At 29.6% G+C, this 22,821-nt stretch carries 22 protein-coding genes; 7 read left to right on the top strand and 15 right to left on the bottom strand.

Features of this window, described 5'->3' with window-relative positions:
- Nucleotides 1-4: 4 nt before the first annotated feature.
- The 3 genes from AWE51_RS04585 to AWE51_RS04575 are packed head-to-tail and all read left to right on the top strand — an operon-like array spanning nt 5 to nt 2,782.
- On the top strand, nt 5-1,384 hold the full coding sequence (locus AWE51_RS04585) for a 2OG-Fe(II) oxygenase (protein ID WP_066310098.1): 1,380 nt from the start codon (nt 5-7) through the stop codon (nt 1,382-1,384).
- Between the two features lie 20 nt (nt 1,385-1,404).
- Complete coding sequence (locus AWE51_RS04580) at nt 1,405-2,001, top strand: Crp/Fnr family transcriptional regulator (RefSeq protein WP_066310095.1); 597 nt, start codon at nt 1,405-1,407, stop codon at nt 1,999-2,001.
- Between the two features lie 55 nt (nt 2,002-2,056).
- The gene (locus AWE51_RS04575) at nt 2,057-2,782 is read left to right on the top strand and encodes an acyl-CoA desaturase (protein ID WP_066310093.1); all 726 of its coding nucleotides are present in this window, start codon (nt 2,057-2,059) and stop codon (nt 2,780-2,782) included.
- A 132-nt stretch (nt 2,783-2,914) separates the two neighbouring features.
- On the opposite strand, the gene AWE51_RS04570 is transcribed toward AWE51_RS04575, so the two are convergent.
- The 7 genes from AWE51_RS04570 to AWE51_RS04540 all read right to left on the bottom strand — a co-directional run bounded on the left by AWE51_RS04570 (nt 2,915) and on the right by AWE51_RS04540 (nt 11,837).
- A complete protein-coding gene (locus tag AWE51_RS04570; protein WP_066310090.1) occupies nt 2,915-3,964 on the bottom strand; it encodes an AraC family transcriptional regulator in 1,050 nt (349 codons plus the stop codon).
- A gap of 99 nt (nt 3,965-4,063) precedes the next feature.
- The gene (locus AWE51_RS04565) at nt 4,064-5,173 is read right to left on the bottom strand and encodes a type 1 glutamine amidotransferase domain-containing protein (protein ID WP_066310086.1); all 1,110 of its coding nucleotides are present in this window, start codon (nt 5,171-5,173) and stop codon (nt 4,064-4,066) included.
- Nucleotides 5,174-5,332: 159 nt separating this feature from the next.
- Nucleotides 5,333-6,238, bottom strand: coding sequence for a helix-turn-helix domain-containing protein (locus tag AWE51_RS04560; RefSeq protein WP_394332229.1), 906 nt, complete (start codon nt 6,236-6,238; stop codon nt 5,333-5,335).
- 100 nt (nt 6,239-6,338) lie between these two features.
- The gene (locus AWE51_RS04555; RefSeq protein ID WP_066310082.1) at nt 6,339-7,184 is read right to left on the bottom strand and encodes an SDR family oxidoreductase; all 846 of its coding nucleotides are present in this window, start codon (nt 7,182-7,184) and stop codon (nt 6,339-6,341) included.
- 264 nt (nt 7,185-7,448) lie between these two features.
- The gene (locus AWE51_RS04550; RefSeq protein ID WP_066310080.1) at nt 7,449-8,114 is read right to left on the bottom strand and encodes a hypothetical protein; all 666 of its coding nucleotides are present in this window, start codon (nt 8,112-8,114) and stop codon (nt 7,449-7,451) included.
- A complete protein-coding gene (locus AWE51_RS04545; protein WP_066310077.1) occupies nt 8,111-10,270 on the bottom strand; it encodes an SIR2 family protein in 2,160 nt (719 codons plus the stop codon). Before AWE51_RS04545 ends, AWE51_RS04550 begins: the two co-directional genes overlap by 4 nt.
- A gap of 238 nt (nt 10,271-10,508) precedes the next feature.
- Nucleotides 10,509-11,837 (bottom strand): hypothetical protein, encoded by a 1,329-nt coding sequence (locus AWE51_RS04540; protein ID WP_066310074.1) that lies wholly within the window; start codon nt 11,835-11,837, stop codon nt 10,509-10,511.
- 297 nt (nt 11,838-12,134) lie between these two features.
- On the opposite strand from AWE51_RS04540, the gene AWE51_RS04535 reads away from it, so the two are divergent.
- Nucleotides 12,135-12,518, top strand: coding sequence for a BlaI/MecI/CopY family transcriptional regulator (locus AWE51_RS04535; RefSeq protein WP_066310073.1), 384 nt, complete (start codon nt 12,135-12,137; stop codon nt 12,516-12,518).
- On the top strand, nt 12,511-13,875 hold the full coding sequence (locus tag AWE51_RS04530; RefSeq protein ID WP_066310071.1) for a M23/M56 family metallopeptidase: 1,365 nt from the start codon (nt 12,511-12,513) through the stop codon (nt 13,873-13,875). The genes AWE51_RS04535 and AWE51_RS04530 overlap by 8 nt, the downstream gene beginning before the upstream one ends.
- Before the next feature lie 84 nt (nt 13,876-13,959).
- Here AWE51_RS04530 and AWE51_RS04525 read toward each other — a convergent pair whose 3' ends face one another.
- From AWE51_RS04525 to AWE51_RS04500, 6 genes are all read right to left on the bottom strand, one after another.
- Nucleotides 13,960-14,253 (bottom strand): putative quinol monooxygenase, encoded by a 294-nt coding sequence (locus AWE51_RS04525; protein ID WP_066310069.1) that lies wholly within the window; start codon nt 14,251-14,253, stop codon nt 13,960-13,962.
- Between the two features lie 187 nt (nt 14,254-14,440).
- Nucleotides 14,441-15,193, bottom strand: coding sequence for a LytR/AlgR family response regulator transcription factor (locus AWE51_RS04520; RefSeq protein ID WP_066310067.1), 753 nt, complete (start codon nt 15,191-15,193; stop codon nt 14,441-14,443).
- Nucleotides 15,174-16,256 (bottom strand): sensor histidine kinase, encoded by a 1,083-nt coding sequence (locus AWE51_RS04515; protein ID WP_232517338.1) that lies wholly within the window; start codon nt 16,254-16,256, stop codon nt 15,174-15,176. Before AWE51_RS04515 ends, AWE51_RS04520 begins: the two co-directional genes overlap by 20 nt.
- A gap of 10 nt (nt 16,257-16,266) precedes the next feature.
- Nucleotides 16,267-17,067, bottom strand: coding sequence for a hypothetical protein (locus tag AWE51_RS04510; protein WP_066310062.1), 801 nt, complete (start codon nt 17,065-17,067; stop codon nt 16,267-16,269).
- Nucleotides 17,060-17,485, bottom strand: coding sequence for an ABA4-like family protein (locus tag AWE51_RS04505; protein ID WP_066310059.1), 426 nt, complete (start codon nt 17,483-17,485; stop codon nt 17,060-17,062). Before AWE51_RS04505 ends, AWE51_RS04510 begins: the two co-directional genes overlap by 8 nt.
- Before the next feature lie 183 nt (nt 17,486-17,668).
- Nucleotides 17,669-17,884, bottom strand: a complete 216-nt coding sequence (locus AWE51_RS04500; RefSeq protein WP_066310057.1) for a hypothetical protein — start codon at nt 17,882-17,884, stop codon at nt 17,669-17,671.
- Nucleotides 17,885-18,165: 281 nt separating this feature from the next.
- Between AWE51_RS04500 and AWE51_RS04495 the strand changes: the two genes are divergently transcribed.
- On the top strand, nt 18,166-20,052 hold the full coding sequence (locus AWE51_RS04495) for a M57 family metalloprotease (RefSeq protein ID WP_066310055.1): 1,887 nt from the start codon (nt 18,166-18,168) through the stop codon (nt 20,050-20,052).
- Between the two features lie 166 nt (nt 20,053-20,218).
- Here the strand turns inward: AWE51_RS04495 and AWE51_RS04490 are convergent, their stop codons facing one another.
- Nucleotides 20,219-20,785, bottom strand: a complete 567-nt coding sequence (locus tag AWE51_RS04490; protein WP_066310051.1) for a hypothetical protein — start codon at nt 20,783-20,785, stop codon at nt 20,219-20,221.
- 52 nt (nt 20,786-20,837) lie between these two features.
- On the bottom strand, nt 20,838-21,581 hold the full coding sequence (locus AWE51_RS04485; protein ID WP_066310050.1) for a trypsin-like peptidase domain-containing protein: 744 nt from the start codon (nt 21,579-21,581) through the stop codon (nt 20,838-20,840).
- A gap of 214 nt (nt 21,582-21,795) precedes the next feature.
- Here AWE51_RS04485 and AWE51_RS04480 point away from each other — a divergent pair, with 214 nt between their 5' ends.
- A complete protein-coding gene (locus tag AWE51_RS04480; RefSeq protein WP_066310047.1) occupies nt 21,796-22,821 on the top strand; it encodes a sensor histidine kinase in 1,026 nt (341 codons plus the stop codon).

Genomic DNA, 22,821 nt, shown 5'->3' with positions numbered 1-22,821 from the left:
ATATATGTATACCACTACAAGGATAAATAACTTACCAATCATTGAAATTGAAAACTTTTTGACAGACAAAGAGTTAAATGAAATTTTAAACCCACGAATATTAAATTTTGAAAAAGCAATCAGCCACTATCCCAGTTACTACAGGAATAATGATCGTCTTGTAGAGGATAACCCAGAGTTATCAGAAATGTTGTATGACAAATTAAAGCAACTTGATATCCTTGATAAAGAAACAAAAACAAAAAGTATTGGTCTTAATGAAAAGCTTAGGTTTTGTAAATATCAAAAGGATCAGTTGTTTTCTAAACATCAAGATGGTATTTACTATCCCGATGCTTTTTCTGAATCCAAATTCACTTTCTTACTTTATCTTAATGATAATAAAGGTTTCGAAGGAGGAAACACGGATTTCTACACGCTAAAAACAGATAATAACCCCATCAAAACTATTGTTCCAAAAAAAGGAAAACTAATTGTGTTTGATCATCGACTATGGCATAAGGGAGCACTAGTAACCAAAGGGAACAAATACATACTTAGATCCGATATTATCATTAAAAGACAGACTAAAAACACACATCATGATGGGTATATCTGGAATTTAGTTAAGTTAAATAAAAATCAACTTTTAAGTTGTGGGCGAGACACTTCAATAAAGTTATGGGACACCAATCTTCAATTACAAAAGAGTCTTAAAATACACTCAAAATCAGTTTTAAAAGTGGTACGTCTTACTGCCACCGAGTTTATTTCCTGTTCACGAGATTTTACTTTAAAATGCTGGAGTATATCTGGTCAAATACTAGCCAGCACGACTCTTGACGAAATGATTTTAACTATTAAAATTAACGCAGATAAAAACATCATTGCGGCTGGAACCAGTGGTAAATTATATCTATTAAATACAGCATTGTCTGTAATCAAAACTATAAAAATTCATAAAGGTTGGATTTGGGGATTATCTATTAAAGATAACGATACTGTTCTTACTTGTGGAGAAGATGGAACAGTACATTTTACAAACACAAGGCTAGAAAAAACCACATGTATCTATAAGAACAAACAACCCTTATTTTGTTTAAGCATACTTAGGAAAAATATGATTTTTGTAGGATCCCATGACGGGACTATAATTCAAATTTCTTTAGACACTCAGAACATCTATAAAATAAAAGCTCATGATGATAGTATTAGATCGATTATATATTATGAAAACAGTATTACAAGTTGTGGAGAGGATAACAAAGTAGTAACAGTCGATTTACAATCGTACAAAGTAGAAGAAATATTTAAATCTGATAATTTTGTACAAGATATAATTCGAATAAAAAATATAGTTTATATAGCCGGTTATAATGGAATGATTACAACTAAATCATTGTAAATTGAGTATCTTTCAGCATTATGAACTTAGACCCCAAAACGACCTTAGGATTAGTAAGAAATCATTTGCAACAATTTGCAACCGTATCTGATAAAGATTGGGATTTTTTTTCTTCTAAGCTTATTAAACATGATATTCCTAAAAAAACCGCTTTTTTAAAATTAGGTAAAGTCGAAAATTATATTTCATTTATTATATCTGGATTGGTTCGTTTTTATATACCTAATGCTGACCCTGCTAAAGAAATTACATTTGGATTTTCTTTTAAAGAACAATTCATAAGCGCATATGATTCTTTCTTAAGTCGAAGACCTTCTCTTTATGAATTAGAAACACTTACTCATACTACCATTTTAAGTATAACATACGAGGATTTACAAAAAGTATATCAAACTACCCAAATAGGAAATCTTATAGGAAGACTAACAGCAGAAAGACTTTTTCTTATAAAATCTAAAAGAGAACAAACTTTACTTCAATTTACGGCAAAAGAACGCTATTTAAATCTATTTAAAGATCACCCAGAGGTTATCAAAGAAATCCCATTAAAATATATAAGCTCATATATAGGTGTTACACCACAAGGCTTAAGCCGGATTCGCAAAGAAATTAGTTAACATAGATTCATTGTTATATCTATATTCTAGAAGTAATTTTGCAAAAAAATATGTTATGGCAATATTACTTTTAGTTTTGCTTTTATGGTATTCAGGATTATTTTTTCAGTCTTTTTTTCTTCATAGATATGCTGCTCATCAGGTGTATACTATGTCTAAAAGAACTGAAAAAATCACTTTTTTCCTTACCTGGCTTTGTCAAGGGCCAAGTTATTTAAGTGCTTATGGTTATGGTGTTATGCATAGAATGCATCATGCATATACCGATACCGAAAAAGACCCTCATTCGCCTAAATATGATCATAATTTATTTGCGATGATGTGGAAAACAAAAAATATATACGGAGACATAAACAATAAGCGTATAGAAGTTGATCAAAAATTCACAAAAAATGTCCCACAATGGAAAAATTTTGATCGCTTTGCCAGTTCTCGTGGTTCTCGAATTGCATGGATTGTTATTTACACAATCATATTTGTATTCTTAGTAACAGCTTGGTGGCAATGGCTATTTTTGCCAATATTATTTTTAATGGCCCCAATTCATGGAGTGATTATTAATTGGTTTGGTCATATTTATGGGTATGTAAATTTTAAGACTACCGACACATCAAAAAACCTATTTAGATTTGACTTTTTAATGATGGGTGAAGGATATCATAATAATCACCATAAACATAGTTCTAGAGCCAATTTTGGAGGAATACATTGGTATGAAATAGATGTTACTTACATGATTATGCGTTTCCTTAATAAATTAAATATTATAAAACTTAAATAATGACTTAACTTTTATAATGAAATGAGTCATCATGCTGAATATTGAACCTTCAAAATAGTAACTAATTATACTAGTTTAGTATATAGGTAAGCCATTTTATATACAAGAGAAATCTAATCTAAATTCGTATGATTAGATCTTATTTTTTCGATAAGATGAAGGTGTTAGACCTTCAAATTTTTTAAATGCACTATTAAAAGAAGAAAGACTACTAAAACCAGTGTCAAAAGCAATTGATGAAATAGTATATGCATTATTTTCTGCTTTTGAAAGTAGTACTTTTGCCTCCTGAATTCTGTAAAAATTAATGAAATCATTAAAGTTTCGATTGGCATATTGATTAATAATTAATGAAGTCAATTGAGGGCTTTTTCTAATTATCTTACTTAATTTAACCAAAGAAATATCAGACTCAAGATATAATTTTTCTTTTTCGACATGTTTCAAAATTTCAGTAAATATATATTCATCATCATTTGTTTTAAATACATCACCATCAAGATCCGTAGATTTAAGTACTAAAGCTTTATAACTTAAAAAATAGATTACTAACGAATATACAATTGGTCCTACTATATAAGGAATTGTTTCATCCAAGATATTTATCACATAAGATATCCATATAAATACAAAACCTATTAGTAAAAATTGTAACCATTTTAATATAGCTTTTTGCGATTTTGTTTGTGATTTCTTTGAATATTGTTTTTTTGTTTGGTGTAATACTCTCCAGGCTATACCTATATAAAATGCCAGATGTAGATATATAAAAATAAGTCCACTAGAAAAAATGACAATTACGAATTTACTGTTTTCATACCAGTCTCTGGTAACAAAAAGACTAGCAATAAAAATTAAAATAAAAGGAACAAGTTCTAAAATATAATGTCTTGGAAGTTTAAAGTTAGAACGTGTAATTCCAAAAATGTAAAATTTTAAAAATGGTCCTATTATTAATAAAAATGTTAATCCTAAAAAAATAAATATAGGTTCTAAATCGTCACCAAAATTTAGCATAACAGATTTTCCTATCCTAAAAGCCATAAAGACAAGAATCCATCCCAACAAAAAATTGGTTAAAGACTTCTTGTTTTTGAAAATCATTAGATACAAGGCAAATAGTACTCCATGTAATAATCCAGCACTGCTAATAATAATTAATAAGATATCTAAAAAACTCAAATGACTGTTTTTATGAATAGAAAAAATATGAAGTTTACAAAGAAAGTAGACTACTCCATAAATTGTTGTTTTACTACTATAAAGAAACTACACATATTATTAATACGCAATATCTTTTGTTTTTTTCTTTGCGTAAGCAGTTAAGCCTATAAGGTTGTAAAAACGACTAATATCACCTCTCATCACTCCAACAACACTATGCATGGCAAGAAGTTGTCGGGCTAATGGTTTACGATCTATCTCACAAATTTGTTCAATCAATTGTTTTGCTTTATCTACTCCATGATCTTCATACATCTGCAAAACACGTATTGCATTTTCTTCGGCAGTAATTTCTCTATACTTAGGGGTGTAGCCTAATTGTTTAATCATAGTTTCAGCTAATATCCAAGTTGACCAAGGGTTTTGACCTGTTACTAAATTATTGTCATGACTAATATTTTCTAAATACATTGTTCCTTCATTAAAACGTGCTCCTTTTGCAACTAAGCCATCTTGTAAAAGAAAAGGGAAAATTTCTCTAGCATCCGAAATTAAAAGTAGTTCTTCTTTATTAGTAAAACCACTTACTGTTTTGTTTTCTAACAACGGGCGTCCGTTATCTAAAGTTACATTTACCAAGGCAGCGGGACCATGACAAACAGCTCCTATAACTTTATTGTCCTGGTGTAACTCACGCACTACTTTTTGAATATCCTTATTATTAGGGAAATCAAACATAGCTCCCTTGCCTCCTACAAAAAAAATAGCTTCATATGCTTCTGTATTAACATCTTTTACCGCAATCGTATGTTTGATTTTATGTTGTGCAATACTGTCATTTAGAAATGCAAAATCAAACGCTCCCATATCTTCATCATCAATTACTATAGGCGGTGTTCCCCCAAGTGGACTAGCGATATCAACTTCGAAGCCATTCGCTTCAAAAACATAATATGCCCGGGACAATTCGGTTAATTCGTACCCCGTTTTTTTATCTGTATCCCCCATTTTATCTGTACTGGTTACTATAGCAAGAATTTTTCCTCGTGATGATATTACATTTTGAGATAAATAAGGCAAATCTGAAACTTGTGTCTTGGATACATTGGCATACATCTCTTTTGGAGGTAAAAGACTCATAAACCACCATCCAAATAGTAAAAGTAAGATAACTATACTGGTAACACTTATGAGTATCCATTTTAAGGCTTTATATTTTTTAAACATGACATAAACTTTTATGATTATACCACGAAGTACTATCTAAATGTCCATAAAAACTGACGAAATGATAATTCTGTCAGAGTAAATTATTAATTAAATAGCCTATAATTGATAATTTGATGTGTCAATAAAAAATGTAGTTTTATAATTGCAAAGGTCATTTTAATTAAATGATTTTCTAAAAGCAATGGGAGTAACAGTAGTTTTATTTTTAAACAATTTACTAAATGATGCAGGATACTCAAACCCTAACTCAAAGGCAATTTCACTTATACTAAGTTCTGTGGTTGATAATTTTTCTTTAGCAACTTCAATTAATTTATTATGAATATGTTGTTGGGTACTTTGCCCACTAATTGTTTTTAGCATATTGCTTAAATAGTTAGGAGAAAGGTTTAAATCATTAGCAATTTGTACAACAGTAGGAAACCCATTAATCAGAGTGTTCTTTTTACTAAAATAACTATTCAAAGCTGTTTCTAATTTTACTAGAATTTCGTGATTTGTAATTTTTCTGGTAATAAACTGACGTTGGTAATAACGTTCTGCGTAGTTAAGCAGTAGTTCAATTTGAGAAATAATTATATTTTCACTGAATTTATCAATATTGGATTGATATTCCCTTTTAATATTTTTTAGTAGCTCTACAATAATACTTTCTTCTTTTTTAGAAAGAAAAAGTGCTTCATTGACAGAATAACCGAAGTAATCATAGTTTTTTATCGATTTTGCCAATTGTGTATTCCATAAAAAATCTGGATGGATGAGTAATAACCACCCAGATGCATTTGCTGTTATATTTTGTTGTATTTGAATTGTAAGAACTTGTTTTGGTGCAACAAAGGCTAATACCCCTTCATCAAAATCATATTTTTGTTGCCCATAATTAAACTTTTCATTTACATTCCTCTTTAAGCCAATAGAGTAAAAATCTTGCATCCATTTAATTTCATTAGAATTCGTGGGATAATTGACTTTACTATAATCTACTAAACTAATTAATGGATGTTGTGGTTTAGGCAGATTACTATATCTATGAAATTCACTAAGCGTTTTAAATCGATACATATTTTTCATACTTGAAATTTAATAATCTGTTTTCTTTATACAAAACCATTCTTGTACGATAAATAATTACATTTTAAAATTCTATTATTAGCTACATGCATTAATCTTTAAATCCTGTTGATGTTCCTAATTCTTGATGTGCTTTCATTGCCTTTTGAATGGTCTCTATTTTAAGATTTGCATAATGATAAGCATCTTTTCCCATGAAAAAATGTACAGGTGGGTTTTCTTGTTCACTTAGTTTAATAAGTACTTCGGCTGCCTTTTTTGGATCATTTGGTTGATTTCCATTTATTTCCTTCAGATGTACTTCTTGCATTTCACGAGCCAATTTGTACTCTGTAATTGGCTTAGACGGAGTTTGAATAGATCCCTTAGACAAAAAGTTTGTTCTAAAATAGCCTGGGTAAACTAAAGTAGTATGCACTCCAAAAGGCCTTATTTCTTCAGCTAATGCTTCTGTAAACCCTGCCATCGCAAATTTTGTAGAACAATAAATACCAAATCCTGCAAAGTTACCTGTATAACCACCTACTGATGCAATATTGAAAATATGTCCTGAATGTTGTTTCCGTAAATGAATTGACGCATTCCGGATTACGTTTAGTGAACCATATACATTTACTTTAAAATTGTTTTCAACCTCTTCTTCTGAAAGCTCTTCTAATGTTCCTATTTGACTATAACCAGCATTATTTACAATAACATCAATTTTACCAAAATATCTAATCACAGTATTAATACTGTTTTTTACGTTTTGGTTGTTCGTTAAATCCATCTCTATTGGTAAGAATTTTTTGTTTTCTGTTCCAATTTCCTTAATTAAAGATTCTTTATTTCGTGATGTTGCTGCAACATTAAAACCGTGTTCCAGTAATTTCTTAGTAATTGTTAACCCCAGACCTTTAGACGCTCCAGTAATAAACCACACTTTTGTTGTATTCATAAGTATTTAAATTTATATTCGAATACAAAGGTGGTTTTAAATAAACCTATTCACTTTTCCAAATCTAAGAAAGCCATAGTCAAATCTACTTTTAGGGTACATTACTATTTACAATTTTGCGAGTAATAAATTGACGCTTATAAAAATGGTAACTATAACTTAATGTTAATTATATTAATGAAATAATTATACCTTTACTAGAATCGTCTATAACTGATTTGTTGCATTATACAATATGAAAATGAAATAAGTTTACTTCTAATTTCATATTATTTTGAACCCGTAATTATATATTTTATGAGCACTAATTTTTTTATAGTTGTTTTCGCGAAAGATTATTTGGTATTTCCCATTACTTTTATGTTCAATATCAAATAAGAAACTTTTAATTTTTTTTGGTTTATAATCAGACTTATATACAAAAATTCGTAATCTACCAGAACTAAAAAAATTACCACTATCGGGATGATCATTAAACAATTTCAATAAATCAATTTCTGCATCTTTTTCACTTTCATACTCAAATTCTTTAGTTATTCTTTTGAGAACTCTATGATGCCAATTAGGATGTTTACCGGTACTTAGGTTTTTTCGGGGATGATTTTCAATTGGGATTTCAACATTTTCATGATAAATATCGTAATAATAAAATTTTCCTAATTTAAGTTTTTTTACTCCTAATTTTATATAATTACCATAATATCCTTGTTCTTTAAGATTTTCAATATTATAATCTCTAACCCAAAGGATCAATTCATTTTCTATATTATAAAAAATAGTATTTGGATTACTTGTTTCGAATTTGTTTTTAAAGAACATAAGCTTGCTTATTGCTTCATCATAAGATCGAAATCTATATATACGTGGTATTGTAAACAGTGAACGAATTTCTGGAGTATAAATACTTGGAATTATTTTGTTTATTTTCATTTCTCTTTTTTTTCAATGGTTTTCATAGCTTTAAAGTATTGATGGGGTTTACAATTTGTTAATTTTATTTGTTCTTTGATATGTTGAAAGTTAAAATCATCATTGTTGTTTCTATAAAAAACATAACAGTCTGTTAAGACATTTATCAAATTATAATTACTTTCATTTTTCGATAATAGGTTAGTAGATTCTTTAAGTAATTTTTCAATTAAAAATCTATTATCATTGTTCTCTAGCATTTCTATATATGCTTGATTATTTAATAATATTCCCTTTGCTATTTCATCTTTGTTTGGTAAAACAATACAATTAATTTTTTCATTGACTTTTTTTAAATTGTTTTCTTTTACAAATATCTCTGCATGATAAATATTATTTAAGAATTTATTTACCGAATCTTCTATGTTCGAAAAATGAGAATCTGACTCATTGAGAAAATGCTTAGCTTTACTTATTCGGTCTGTTACTAAAAAATAACACGATTTTATTTGACATATTTTTCCTAGTATTTTAGGTTCATCCATTACTATTTCTATCTCTTTGTCTACTTGATTTAATAGACTCTCTGCATGTTCATAGCGCCCCTTTAATAGATATATAAAACATTTCGTTAGATTACACAATAAGTGATTTCTTTTCCATTTTAAAAATGTATGTTCAAAACTAGCTGTTATTGATAAGAACATAGAATTCTTAATATGTTCTAAAGCTTCATTAAATTCATCTTTGCTAATTAGAATTTCAGCCAAAATTCTTTTTGTTTCTGCTATATCAAATTGTATTTCTTCATTTTTTTGTGGTAACTGTGTGAAATGAGACAATGCAAATTCAAGTAGTTTTTTGGATTCTTTAAGTCTATCTAACTTATAATAGGAAAGCCCTAATTTTTTACCAACTTTGGCTTTCAATTCAGAGGAAATATCAGGTTGGATTATAATTTCATATGCTTCTTCTAATAAGGAGATAGATTTACTAAGTTCCGCTTTAGAAATTCTTTCTTCTGCTTTTAGTGCTAAATCATAAGCCGTTTGCGGATTGTGATCGGGATAATCAACCAATTGATACATAATAAATTTATGTTGTTCTTTGGCTGTATTCAATAAATCTGATCTGTACTTCGCAAAACGTCCATTTTTCTTATTTATCGAATTACATAATGATAGAATAAAGGAGTCTGCATTAAGTTGTAGGTCTGGATCCGAATTGACTATTACGAACGTTTTTAACTTAGGACAATTATTTAGAAACTTAATTGCTTTTTTATCTATATTTTGTTCTCCTAAGTAAGGAATCCAATATAAGTTTCCTCTTATTAAATTTGGATTACTATCGTTCCATTCCTTTAACGTTTGCATTATCATATCATCCCATCCAGAATATCCAATAACTATTAAGCTAGAATCAGAAATATGTTTTTCGAAAGCTTTTTTTAATTCTTGATTATACCATTTTTCAACTTCCTCTTTAGTATTCAATAAATTATAGCCAGTATGTCGACCATGAAGGTGGACTATTTGTGGATAAGAAGGTGACTGCGAAGGTTGTTCACTAGACTCTACTTCTCCAAAAATTCTAGCAGTATGGTTTAGAGAAAGAATTGAGGTCAGAAGTAAATCATCAAAATTAGTTGTATATACGGTATCTCCCCATTTTGGGTAATCTTTAAGTAAACCGGCTAATCCTATATGAGCTACATTAATACCCCTTACACGTTGTATAATACTTGTCAAAAAATAATGATGATCATTTTTATACCTTAATAAATGAGTAAATAGTTTTTGATAGCAATTTGGACTTTCTCTATCAATATTTTCAAAATTTTCTGTTGTCTTTAACCAAGAATATGCTTGATCGATTAATTCGTTATACCTTTTGTTGTTAGTTTTTTTTAATTCGTAATACCAATCTAGATATGATTTCAATTGTTTCTGATCATATCCAAATCCAATTAATTCGTCCTCAAAATCATCCGCTCTAACATCTCCTATATATTCATAAAGAACTATAATATGACTAACTTCTTTAGCCAAAGGAATTCCTGCGCTTTGACTAAAACCAGCGCCAATTAACCAAGTAAACGGAATAGGTGTTTCAGTATTAATATCTCTTTCTATCCTAGAAAGAAATTTTCTTAATTCAAGTAGTTGATAGCCCATTAAAAAGATATTTTTTTTCAACAAAAAACTAGATTACGAGTAGCATAACTACTTAATCTAAAAAATATAAATACAAAAAATGGGATTATTTACTTGAGTACGAAAAGCATAACTAATATAATAAAAATTACCTAACTATCTATAAATGAGAATAAATAAGTAATTCTAAAAGCGGTAATTACACTTTAAAAAAACAAATTATTTGAATTGTTTAATCCTTATTTACTCAAACTATTAACTATCTTGAAGATAATGGAGTGAAAATTGTACCAATTTTCTCAAAATCAAACGCTTTTGATAGAGTAGCAACAAAGAAGGGCCTAGGATTAAAAGCACTATTAGTCACTTCAGCTTGTAAAGTTACACCAGACTTAGGCTCGGTAATCCATGCCCTACCGGAAAAAAATAAATCACTTTGTTGAACCAATATTGAAGAATTTGAATTACTCTTTTCAAAGTCTATAAAATAATTTGAAGCATAACCAACAGAACCATGTACACGAACGCTAATCTGTTTATTTTCTAATGCTAAAAAAATCCCTAACACTCCTAAATTAAATGAATATTCATTAAAAGTATCGTTTCGTGGTGATGGTAAATTTTGTGGACGAGCTGTTTCTTCATTTATATCTCCTATTTTTGGTATAGTATCTAATTTTGGAGATCCAAAGTCACTAATACTTGTTTTTGTTCTTCTATAAATAAACTCAAGAGATGGTGAGTAATATAAATTAAGGGTACTATTAGGTGATTTTTTAGAGGTAATTTTCCATAATGGACTAATATAAGCTCCTAGGTTATCAGAAAAACGAGTACGTCTAATGCTTCTTGTTTCATTAATCACTTGATAAGATGTATCACTAACAGCTTCTACAGCAACAACTCTTTTCAATATACCCGAAGAGTCAATTTGACTTAATGCTCTATTACCATAAAGGCTGAGATAAAATCCAACTTTTTTCTTTAGTGTTTGTTCTGGGCTTTTAAAAATATTAGCCGCAAAAAACAGATCCTTTGCCTGTATACCTTCGACTAAATCAAAATTAGTGCCTATATATCCCAAATATTCATAACCATTAACAATTCTTATTGGCTTTATATTGATTAAAATAGACTCAAAATCACCTATATTCGGTATTTTTGCTATTGAATCTCCTTTGAACAACCTTATGTTTAGTTTAATTGTTCTTGTTCTATCAGACAACGTATCTTTCTTTATTTTAATAAATATTTTTTCTTTTTCTTTTAATTTAGATGCCAAAGTTGGTTTATAATAAATTTCATAATCTTTTGAAGATAATGTTGTTTCGTCATTATCAACTTGAATTATAAGTTTATAATCCTCTTGATTCTTAAGTTCCTTAATATCTGTTCTAAAACTGATTGACTTGATTTGATCTGTTTTTTGTTTTCTAAAAGAATTAGATATTGTGTCAAAACTTATATCTACGTATTCTTGATTATATCCATTAAATGATATTAGTGTTAGTAAACTACAGAAAGTTAATTTACTCAACTCTTTTTTTTGTAATACAATTATTAAAGAAATTGTTTTTTTCAGTTTCATGAGAATGATTTTTAAATTAACATAATTTGTATAGGCATTGTTCTGACGAATTAATATTGTATTTACATGTCTATTTCTATCTGCTAATAATGATTCTAGGGCAGTAATATTTGTCAAAAATCGATAAATCAAACTATGAAAAACATACCCATTTCGGGGTATTTCTTAAATAAACAGTCAAAAACTAATTGATAATAGTTAAATGTTTAGGTAAGTATTAACATTAGTTTATGACTATATTTATAGTTATACAACTATATTTGTAGTCATAACTAAAAACAGTCATACATTTTACCTATGAATGAATTAACAAAAGCAGAAGAACAAGTAATGCAATACGTCTGGAAACTTGAAAAGGCTTTCTTAAAAGATATTGTGGACCAATTTCCTGAGCCGCGTCCTGCATATACAACTATCTCTACAGTGGTAAGAGTTCTTGTTAAAAAAGAATTTTTGGAATTTACCACCTACGGAAAAATACGTGAGTATTATGCTACTATTTCAAAAGATAACTACTTTAAAAGACATATGAAAGAAGTAATCGGGAACTTCTTTAATGGCTCAACAAGTAAGTTTGCATTATTTTTTGCTAATAACGAAGATTTGGATCTAACCGAACTTGAAAACATGAAAATGTTGTTAGAAGATAAGATAGAACAATTAAAATCTAAAGATGACTAACTTATTCTTATATATTATACAAACAGCTTTTATATTTTCTGTATTGTATATATTGTTTGTGTTATTTTTAAAGCAACTAACTTTTCATCATTTAAATAGGATTATACTGTTATTACTGTTGCCTATTTCTCTATTAATTCCATTAACAAAAGGTATATTTCCTTCTAGTTTTTCAGATGTGATTATCGAAGTTCCTCTATTTGATCAGGTAGCAATGATAAATACAGATATTGTTGATATACAGGATATAAAAACTAATGATATAAACTCTTCATTTAATTACTTAGGTATACTCATTACGATCTATTTAATTGTTGTCGCTATCTATTTACTTAGATTTTTCTTAACGGCTAAAAATCTATTTCTTTTAAAGCGAAGGTCTTTTACAAAAAAAGAAAATGGTTATAAACTAGTGATAGCAGATGTAGCAAATATTTTTTCTTATTTCGATTCTATATTTATTCCTAAGCAAAAAATTAAAACTTATGATGAATATGTGTTAGCACATGAAAGGATGCATATTAAATTAAAACATTCTATAGACGTCATAATAACCGAAATTTACATTGCATTTTTTTGGTTTAACCCATTGAGCTATTTATATCGAAAGTCTTTAAAATCTGTACACGAATTTCAAGCAGATAAAGGTGTATTACAAAAAGGAGTAAAAACTTCTGATTATATGCAATTATTAATGCAAACTCTGGAAGTTCAGAAACCCAACAATTTATATAATTATTTTAAACAACCCATTCTAAAACAAAGAGTAATCATGATGACAAAACCAAAGTCCAACAACCTAGCAAAACTTAAGTACAGTATACTTTTACTCATGTGCATATTTTTAATTTCTGCATTTACCAAACCTAATATTTCGAATAAAAATAGTAATGATATAGAGTTTGTAACTATTTTAAATGTTTTAGATGCGTGTGACATCTTAGAAGACGAAACTTTACCTCCCTCTCTATTCCCTGTTCAAAATGGAACAAAAGAAAATATCACATCGCATTTTGGAGTAAAACGAAAGCACCCAAAAATTAATAAAGGTGTTGCTCACGGGGGTATTGATATTAGAGCTACTCCTGGTACTCCTGTTATTGCAACTGCAGATGGTATTATTTCAAAAGCATCTCTTGAGGGTGATTGGGGAAACCTTATAATAATTTCTCATGCAGATGACCATGAAACATGGTATGCACATTTACAAGGATTCAACATCAAGAAAGAACAATCAGTTAAAAAAGGAGATATTATAGGTTATGTTGGAAACACTGGACTTTCTACAGGACCGCATTTACATTATGAAGTAAAATATAAAGGAAAAAGAGTAAATCCTTTGGACTACATTAACTAATAATCTAATGCAGGCAAGAGCACAACAAAATGTACTCTTGCTTGCATTACTTTTTAAAGATTTTACTTAGAGTCCATCTTAAAACTACCCTATTGCGGTCATTTCGTGAAGTGAAAATTCCTCTACAGCACCATCAGTAGCTTTCATATACTCTGCTAAATGTTTATTATTCATATGCTCTTGCCATAATTCACGACTCTCCCAATTTTCATAAAACAAAAACAAATTTTCATTCTCATTATCTTGATGTAAATCATAGTTAATACACCCTTTTTCTGCTTTGGTAATATCTATTAGTTTTAATAATTCAGTTTTTACTAGTTCTCTTTTTTCTGTTTTAGCCCAAATTTTAGCTATAATAGTCAATTGATTACTCATACGTCTTTTTTGATTTTATTTTTTGATAACTTGTTTGTGTTTTGTTTTACAAAGATAACGTAAGTGAATACTATAGAAGACAACTAAAGATATAGACAATAAGAGCATAGTATAAAAAGTCAAACTAAAATTGATAATGAAGCATTTGGATCATTAAAAAGAAGCCTACTTAAGATAGTTACATCATTTATGTATTCATCCATACCTTAAATTCACTTGTCTTTGGCCTACTAACAATAAATTCCTGATCACGAGGGTTTAAAATAGAAAGTTTTACTCTATGGTTAAAATAAGGTTCAATTTTCAGTATTGCTGTTTTAGCAATAATTTGTCCACGATTTATTTTATAAAATTGCGCTGTATCTAATGAAGTATAGAGTTGATCAATGGTCTCATCAATTATGTATCTTTTTTCTTTGGTAATACCGAAAGTCATACTTTCTTCTGAATAAACATATAGTAAATCTGAAATCTTAAGTTGAATAAATCCACTACCCTCTTTAACCAAAATTCCTTCTCGTTTAGGTGTAGTATTCATACTGTTAAGAAGTTGTTTTAAAACATCAGGATTGACAATATTATTACTGTTTGACTTATTAAATTTATGTAGTGCCAACGCCAACTCTTCTTGCTTAATAGGCTTTAGTAAGTAATCAACACTATTAACCTTAAAAGCCTGAATTGCATACTGATCAAAGGCGGTTGTAAAAATAATAGGTGCTTCTATCTCTATTTTTTGAAATACTTCAAAACTTAACCCATCTGCCAACTGAATATCCATAAATATTAGATCCGGTGCAGTATTTTTTTGAAACCACGATACAGTATCCTCAACAGTATCAATAATATCCAAAAGTTGATATTCGAAATTACAAGCTTTTAAAATACTCTGTAGTTGATTTGCCGCTCTAGGCTCATCTTCAATTATTAATACGAGCATAATGATTCTTTTTGTCTGATGAATTTAATAATGGAAGAGAAACCTCAAATCTAGTACCATCATTTTTAACTTTAATAGGGATACTAGAGATTAATTTATACCTTTTTTCAATGTTTTTTAAACCTACTTTTGTTGAAGGTAATTGAGTAGATTTTGACTGAATTTTATTACTAACTACCAAGTGATCATCGATTACTTCTACATGTATAACTAGTGGTTTGGCCTTAGAAATAATGTTATGTTTTATTGCATTTTCTAATAAGAGCTGAAGACTCATCGGTACAATCATCTTATCTAATTTATTATCTGGAATATTCCAGTTTAGTTGTAGGTTGTCTCCAAATCTTTCGGATTGTATATGAATATAGGCTTTCGCAAACTTCAATTCATCTTTTACCAGAGTTAGATTAGCATTTCCAGACTCTAGGATGAATCGATACACATCAGATAGTTTATCTACAAATTGTTTAGCATCTTCTTTAGAGTTTTGATCTATGATATCACGCAACGTATTTAATGTATTAAATAAGAAATGAGGCTGTGCCTGATTTCTAAGTGTATCTAATTGCGCTTGCACAATCACTTGTTTTGCTTGTTCTTCTTCTCTAATTGATTTCTTAAGGCGTATATTATAATAAATAGCCTCATATATCGCCATGGTCATTGTACTAATAATGATAATAGGTAATAGCACTATCGACGAACTTATTGATTTATAGTTTTTACTAAAAATAGAAGATAATATACTATTACCTATAATATCAACTAGTATTACGGTACTTACAATAGCAACAAATAATAAGATAAGTCGCTTAATATCATCATCAAAATTTGGGTATTTTTTTCGCAAAAGAATTATAATAGCTCTAATAATAAACCAATCACAAATAGTAAAAAATAAGGAAACACTCCAGTTAATAAGCGCTTCTATAAATGGAAAGCGAAAAAAAGAATTATTAAAAAGATAATCCGTTATATAGCTAAGTACAAAAACGCCTATGACAAAAAACCAAAAGTCATCAAAACCTAAATATTTTATGCGTTTTTCCTTATTGAATATCATTATATCTTAGTTATAATTTGATAAGTGGCATACCTTGTTTTGCCTGAAGGAATGTAAAAGCGATCCATCCTGCATAGCATAAGCCAAAAACAGTAACAGCCATAATCTGATTTCTATCTTTAGTTTTCCATTTACGAGATAACCATAATGCGAATAACGGAATTATTTGTATGCCATGCAATCCAAAGAAGTGAGCAATCCTAAGATCACCGGCGATCGTGCTCCAATTTACTAATGGTAACCCCGTTCCCCCATCTGCAACCCCAACATTATGGGCCATCTGACTTATCATTTGCCCTCCTACCCAACTTCCAAAAAGAACTACAGACCATCCCATGAATAAAGCAACTCGTATTGATGTAGGAATTTTAACTTTTAACCTGGCAGAATCTATAATAAATAATACCATAATAAGTACATTCACAGCAATTAATAACCCCATTGCAGCAAATAACAACCCATCAAATAGTGTAGATTGGTTGTAGTGAGATTTAACTCCCCTAGCTGCTTGATATAAAATAATTCCTATTTCTAATAATAATGTCCATGAGACAAGGTTATTGATTATATTTTTCTTTCGTGAAGAATAGGGATAAATAGTCATTAGATACCCCACTGTTAAAATATAAATCCCTCCGGAAATAGAAAATTTTAAAGGTTTGACCCAGACGTTTATTCCCATTAAGGTTCTATCATCTATTAAAAGGCCTAATAGACACCCAATAGCGGCAATAAAATGAAATAATACTATACTATATAAAATCGGGCTTTCTTGCCGTACAATACTGAATACTTTTTTGATACTATTCATGTTTTTTTTGTTTTAATGTTTTTAGAATGATAAATAATAGAAAGCCTACTGGGCCGAACATGAATGTTCCAAAAAGACATGGTGCCATTAGCAACTGGTGTATTCCTACTTTTTTATTTTGATCTAACATCCACATCCCAACGATAAGGTCAAACGCTAAATAATGCACCCAGCCTGCCAATACTGCGTTTTCTTCTGTGAACAGAGCCATTACAGATGTTAAACTGCCAAAATCCATCCACCCTCCTATTAGTATTGCTTGAAAAATGTAAATAGCATAAATCACTGACAAAAAAAGTGGGATCACTTTATAATCAATTAAAAACCGTGTTACTTTCCACTTTGGTAAAAAAATCATTAAAACCCACATAGGCATTGCAATCATTCCTACCATTGAAAAAACTTGTGTTGGAGTCATATTAGAAATATTTATTAGCTCGTTTTTTGATTATTGATGACTCAAATATGATATATATAGACAGAAAATGAAATCACTTTATGTTGAATCGTCGTTAATCACAACTGAACTGTCAACATTTGAGTATTAAAACAAAAAAACCACTCCGAAGAGTGGCATATGCTTTATGATCTATGTAAAACTCTATAACGCTATAGGGTCTGATAGGCCCACTGTGACATGGTGACAACAAGCATTCCATGTTGTAGAATAAAAATACCCCGTAGGGCATGCATTTGGGGGAAATCTATCTGATTTATGACATACCAAGTTGTCAGAATTAGGACGAAGCCCTCCATTTATCATTTTTTGTTCTGTTTTGTTTAAAACCGACCCCAATTTTGAAAATTTTTGAAACATATTATATTGTTTTTATTATTAATCTGAATCTAAACTAGTCTGAAAACTAAAACAACTTGGAAATCATATGTTCGGATACCGTATATGTACAAGAAATAGTTAGAAATACTTACCTATTAGTGCATTATCTAATTTTTTTAGAGCTCCAAAAAAAACTATAAAAACAGCTTAACTGAAAAGACAGAAATATTATTTAATTAATAACGATAACATTCACTTTAAAATTTAATTGATACTTAGTTTTACAACTTATAATCTACAACCAATTAAATATAAGTAAAATGAAAATTATCAAATTAACAATCAAACTTTTAATGATAACCTTTATCATTTATTCATGTAGTAAAGATGATTCTTTAGAAGAGTTACGTACGACAAATTCTACTACAGCTGATGAAAACGACCTTTTAATTAAAGAGTATCTATTCAAAAACGGATTAGCCTCTGAAAACGATGACATTTTAATTACTAAGGAAGATATTTTAGCCGGTGATATGGTTTATAGCAGAGCATATTTAGAACTGCAAATGTCTGAACAAAAAAGCAATGAAAAACAATTGGCGTACTTTGATCCATATCGTATGAATTATGGAAATGCTGCAAATATTTTATTTTATAACGGTATACCACAATCTCAACCACAATGGCGTGCAGCATTAGTAAGAGCCGTTAATATCTGGAACGATGCTAACTTATGTTTAAATGTTCGTATATCATTCATTAATTCAAATTCTCCTTTTATCCCTAAAACCAATGTAGTACTTGCTAATCCTGGAAGCTTTTCAAATCCTACTAGTGTAATTGCAGATGCAAGACGTCCAGAAAATGGTAGAGCTGGTAAAAGAATACGAATTAACTTTCAAACTTTTAATGCCTCAAATACTACAGATGAGGCAATGACAAATGTATTGGTTCATGAAATCGGACATGCTATTGGTTTCGGACACACTAGATTAAGTCGAAATGTGGTTACAACAACTCATATACCCGGAACAGCTACAGGTGCATCAGGGGATTTTAGTTCTGTAATGTGGGCAAGCGCTTCGACAAGTACTACAACTGTAAAGCCTTTTTCTAATGGAGACATTATTGCTGCAAGAGCGTTGTATCCTTCAACTGCAATGAATAGACAACAATACAATCTAAGTGGAGCTATTGATCAAATAACACCTGTTGATCATAATGGTGATGGACAAGAAGGATTTACAGTCTATGCTCCATCAGCCCAACGAATTAATTTTTACGATGTGCAAGGCAATGGTTTTGATTTTATTTCTAATTCTAATGCAGGAATTGCTGGTTTTGACTTAAAAAGTGGTAAAGATCGAATTGTAGCTCTAGATTATGATGGTGATCAGGATGATGATCTATGTTTATACAGACCTGGAAACCAGGTGGTATATATAGCTAGATCTAATGGAAACGGAAGCTATACTAATATTGTTGCTAGTCATGGTGGTTTAGCTGGTTTTGATATGAAAAGTAACATAGATAAAGTGGTTTCTTTAGATTATAATGGAGATGGTAAAGATGATTTATGTTTTATTAGACCCGGAAGTCAGGTAGTATATATCGGAAGATCAAATGGAAATGGAACTTTTACTAATGTAGTTGCAAGTCATGGAGGTTTAGCTGGTTTTGATATGAAAAGTGGCTTAGATCAAGTTGTTGCCTTAGATTATAATGGAGACGGTAAAGATGATTTATGTTTTTACAGACCTGGTAGTCAGGTAGTATATATAGGAAGATCAAACGGAAATGGAACTTTTACTAATGTCGTAGCTAGTCATGGCGGTCTGGCTGGTTTTGATATGAAAAGTCGTTTAGATAAAGTTGTTGCATTAGATTATAATGGAGATGGTAAAGATGATTTATGTTTTTATAGACCTGGTAGCCAAGTTGTATATATAGCCAGATCTAATGGAAATGGAACTTTTACTAATATTGTAGCCAGTCATGGTGGTTTAGCTGGATTTGATATGAAAAGCACTATAGATAAAGTTGTCGCTATGGATTATGATAATGATGGTGATGATGATATCTGTTTTATAAGACCAGGAAGCCAAGTTATTTATATAGCAAGATCAAACGGAAACGGAACTTTTACTAATTTGGTAAGTAGTCACGTTGGCGTGGCTTCTAACTATACTGGGAATTGTATCAATTAAGAATTAGTTTCAAAAAAATAAATACAAAAAAAGAGATTGTCCTTATGGGCAATCTCTTTTCTTTTTAGTAAACTACCTCGGGGCAAGCCCGCGAGGCATCGGTTTGAAAATAATTTTGATTTCGAGGCAAGCCTCGGAGCATTTAAATCTCGATTATCGAGTAAAACTAATCTTTCCAGCCCCATGGTGCCTCAGGTATAGTAATAGGATTCTGCAAATCCATAGCTATTTTAAAAACACGTTCTGTACCTAATCTTCTAAGGTTATATGTAAAAACATCTTCATTAATAGTTATCCACCAAATATTAGTAGCTGCATCAGGGATCATAGATTGTGTCTTACTATCTGCAGGAAAAAATTGAACATTGGCTTTTCCTATATTGGTAGAAATCCCTCCATAAAAATTGATTTTATCTTCTTTTCCATCTTCGTGTCTATGATCATGTTTTAAAGAAATACGATCATTTTGATACGTTAATATCCAAGTTCTGGATTTATCATCTCCTACGTAAAAAGGAATTTTAATTTCTGTTTCATTACAAGCACGTAGATGCATCACTAATTTTTTGCCACCGAAAGCTTTATCTTCTTTAGGGAATATCAAAGTTCCTTCATATGCTTTACCACAATGAGTTTGTAATGTATTCCAAAATTGCTTGGCCGGATTTTCTTCTTGTGCACCAACAACTATTGAAAATAAACAAAACCAAATCAAAAACTTAACAGTATGCATTATATCTACCTTTTTCACAACCGAAGAAAGGTACTAATAGTTATCCCAAAAGTTAATGTAATTTAGAAATAAATTGAAAAGCATTATCCAAACTTGTAGCTTGCAGCATAATATTTTTTGTTTCTTCATCTTCTCCACCAGAAGTGACTAAGCCAACAACATATCCCCTCTTGTCAATTATCGGGGACCCGCTTAGTCCTCCTAAACTTTCTGGCCCTTTAACTTGAACAAGGTTATGATAATCACCCTCAGTATTTAAAAATGTATACTCATAAAATCTTTGTTTCCCAATGGTATCGGCATATGACCAACCTACTACGTATAAAGGTTCATCTTTCTTGAGCGGTTTTTTTCTAAATTTTAAGGGTTTATGATTTGTTGTGTTTTTTTTGATCGAAAATACTAACCAATCATTATAGGTATCCCAATTGGTATCCATATAACTCCATGTAAGTGAATCTTTTTTGTTTGTATTTAACAGCTTATCTGTTAAAACATAGGATGAACTATCGTTTTTTGGATGCATTTTCCATTCTTCTAACTCACCCTCAAAATCAACGAATTTCATATTATCAGTTTTAGATATCATTAGAACATGCTTTGCTGTAATGGCATATTCCTTATTATTATGTTGTACTAAAAAGCCATTAGATGCATTAGGATTATTAAACTTAGTATCTATATAAGAGACATTATTAATAAGACCAATAGGTTTTTCTTTTAACCTATTAACAGAAGCACAATTTACAGTAAGGCTAGCTATAAGTATAATTATCAATGTATTCCTAATTCTCATGTTATTTCGTTTTTTGAATAGTTAATCACGATAAACTTAATTGGTAAAACTACTTATATCTTAAAAAATATAAGAAACACAAGTAACCGGATATGTATAAAACGTTTACCATCATTTTTTTGTTTTTTATACGGTTTCTTTTATTCCATATACACTTATGCACTGTACAGTGTTTTATTTACTAAAGTGAAATTAAAATTATTATATTTCATGCATGAGCTTTCATAAAAAAACATTTGGACATATTCTTTTTTGGATTGGGGTTTTACTATTTTATATATTCTCTTCTATGAGTCCAGAATTATTTGGCCAATCTGTAGAAACTACCTTGTTTAGACTTCCGTTATTAATGATTGCTGCATATACCTTTAATTATTGGCAAATTCCATTTTATCTAAAACAAAAAAAATATCTAGTTTTTGGTTTGTCTATGTTTTTTATGATCATAGTGTTGACTATTATCTATCGTATCATAGGGTATTATTATTTGGATAAATATTGTGAAGATGGACCTTATCCTTTAATTAGTTTAGAAGATTTCCCATTTTACATGTTATCCTTTCATTTTCCTGCGCTAATTATGTATTTCTATAAAACGAATAAGGAAAGGGAATTTGAAAAAGAAAAAATGTTTCTGTTAGAGAGTGAAAAAATATCTACAGAACTCAAATACTTAAAAGCACAATTAAATCCTCACTTTTTGTTCAACACATTAAACAACTTATATTCTTATGTAATAACCAAATCTCCAAAAGCACCTGATATGGTATTGCAACTATCAGAGATTTTAGATTATATCTTATATAAAAGTCAACGAGATACTGTGCCTTTACTAGAAGAAATCAATACAATAGAAAATTATATTGCTCTAGAACGTATTAAGTATGAAAAAAGATTAACAGTAAGTTTTAAAAAGGAAATTTTAAATGATCAACAAAAAATTGCACCCCTCTTACTGTTATCTATTGTTGAAAATGCATTTAAACATGGTGTTAGTGGCAACATAATTAAACCAGAAATTAGAATTTCTATTTTACAAACGGCTTCTCATATTCAATTTAAGGTTTGGAATACTAAAACAACTGTATTAGATAGTAATAAAACAGATGATTATAAAAACGGTATTGGACTCACAAACATTAAAAGGCAACTGGACTTGTTGTATACTAATAAACATGAGTTTGAGACAGAAGAGACAAATACTTTTTTTAATTTAAAATTAAAATTAAATACAGAATAA

Source organism: Aquimarina aggregata, assembly GCF_001632745.1.
Taxonomy (GTDB): domain Bacteria; phylum Bacteroidota; class Bacteroidia; order Flavobacteriales; family Flavobacteriaceae; genus Aquimarina; species Aquimarina aggregata.
The sequence above is the reverse complement of the archived record's forward strand: the minus strand, read 5'-3'. Positions and strand labels throughout refer to the sequence as shown.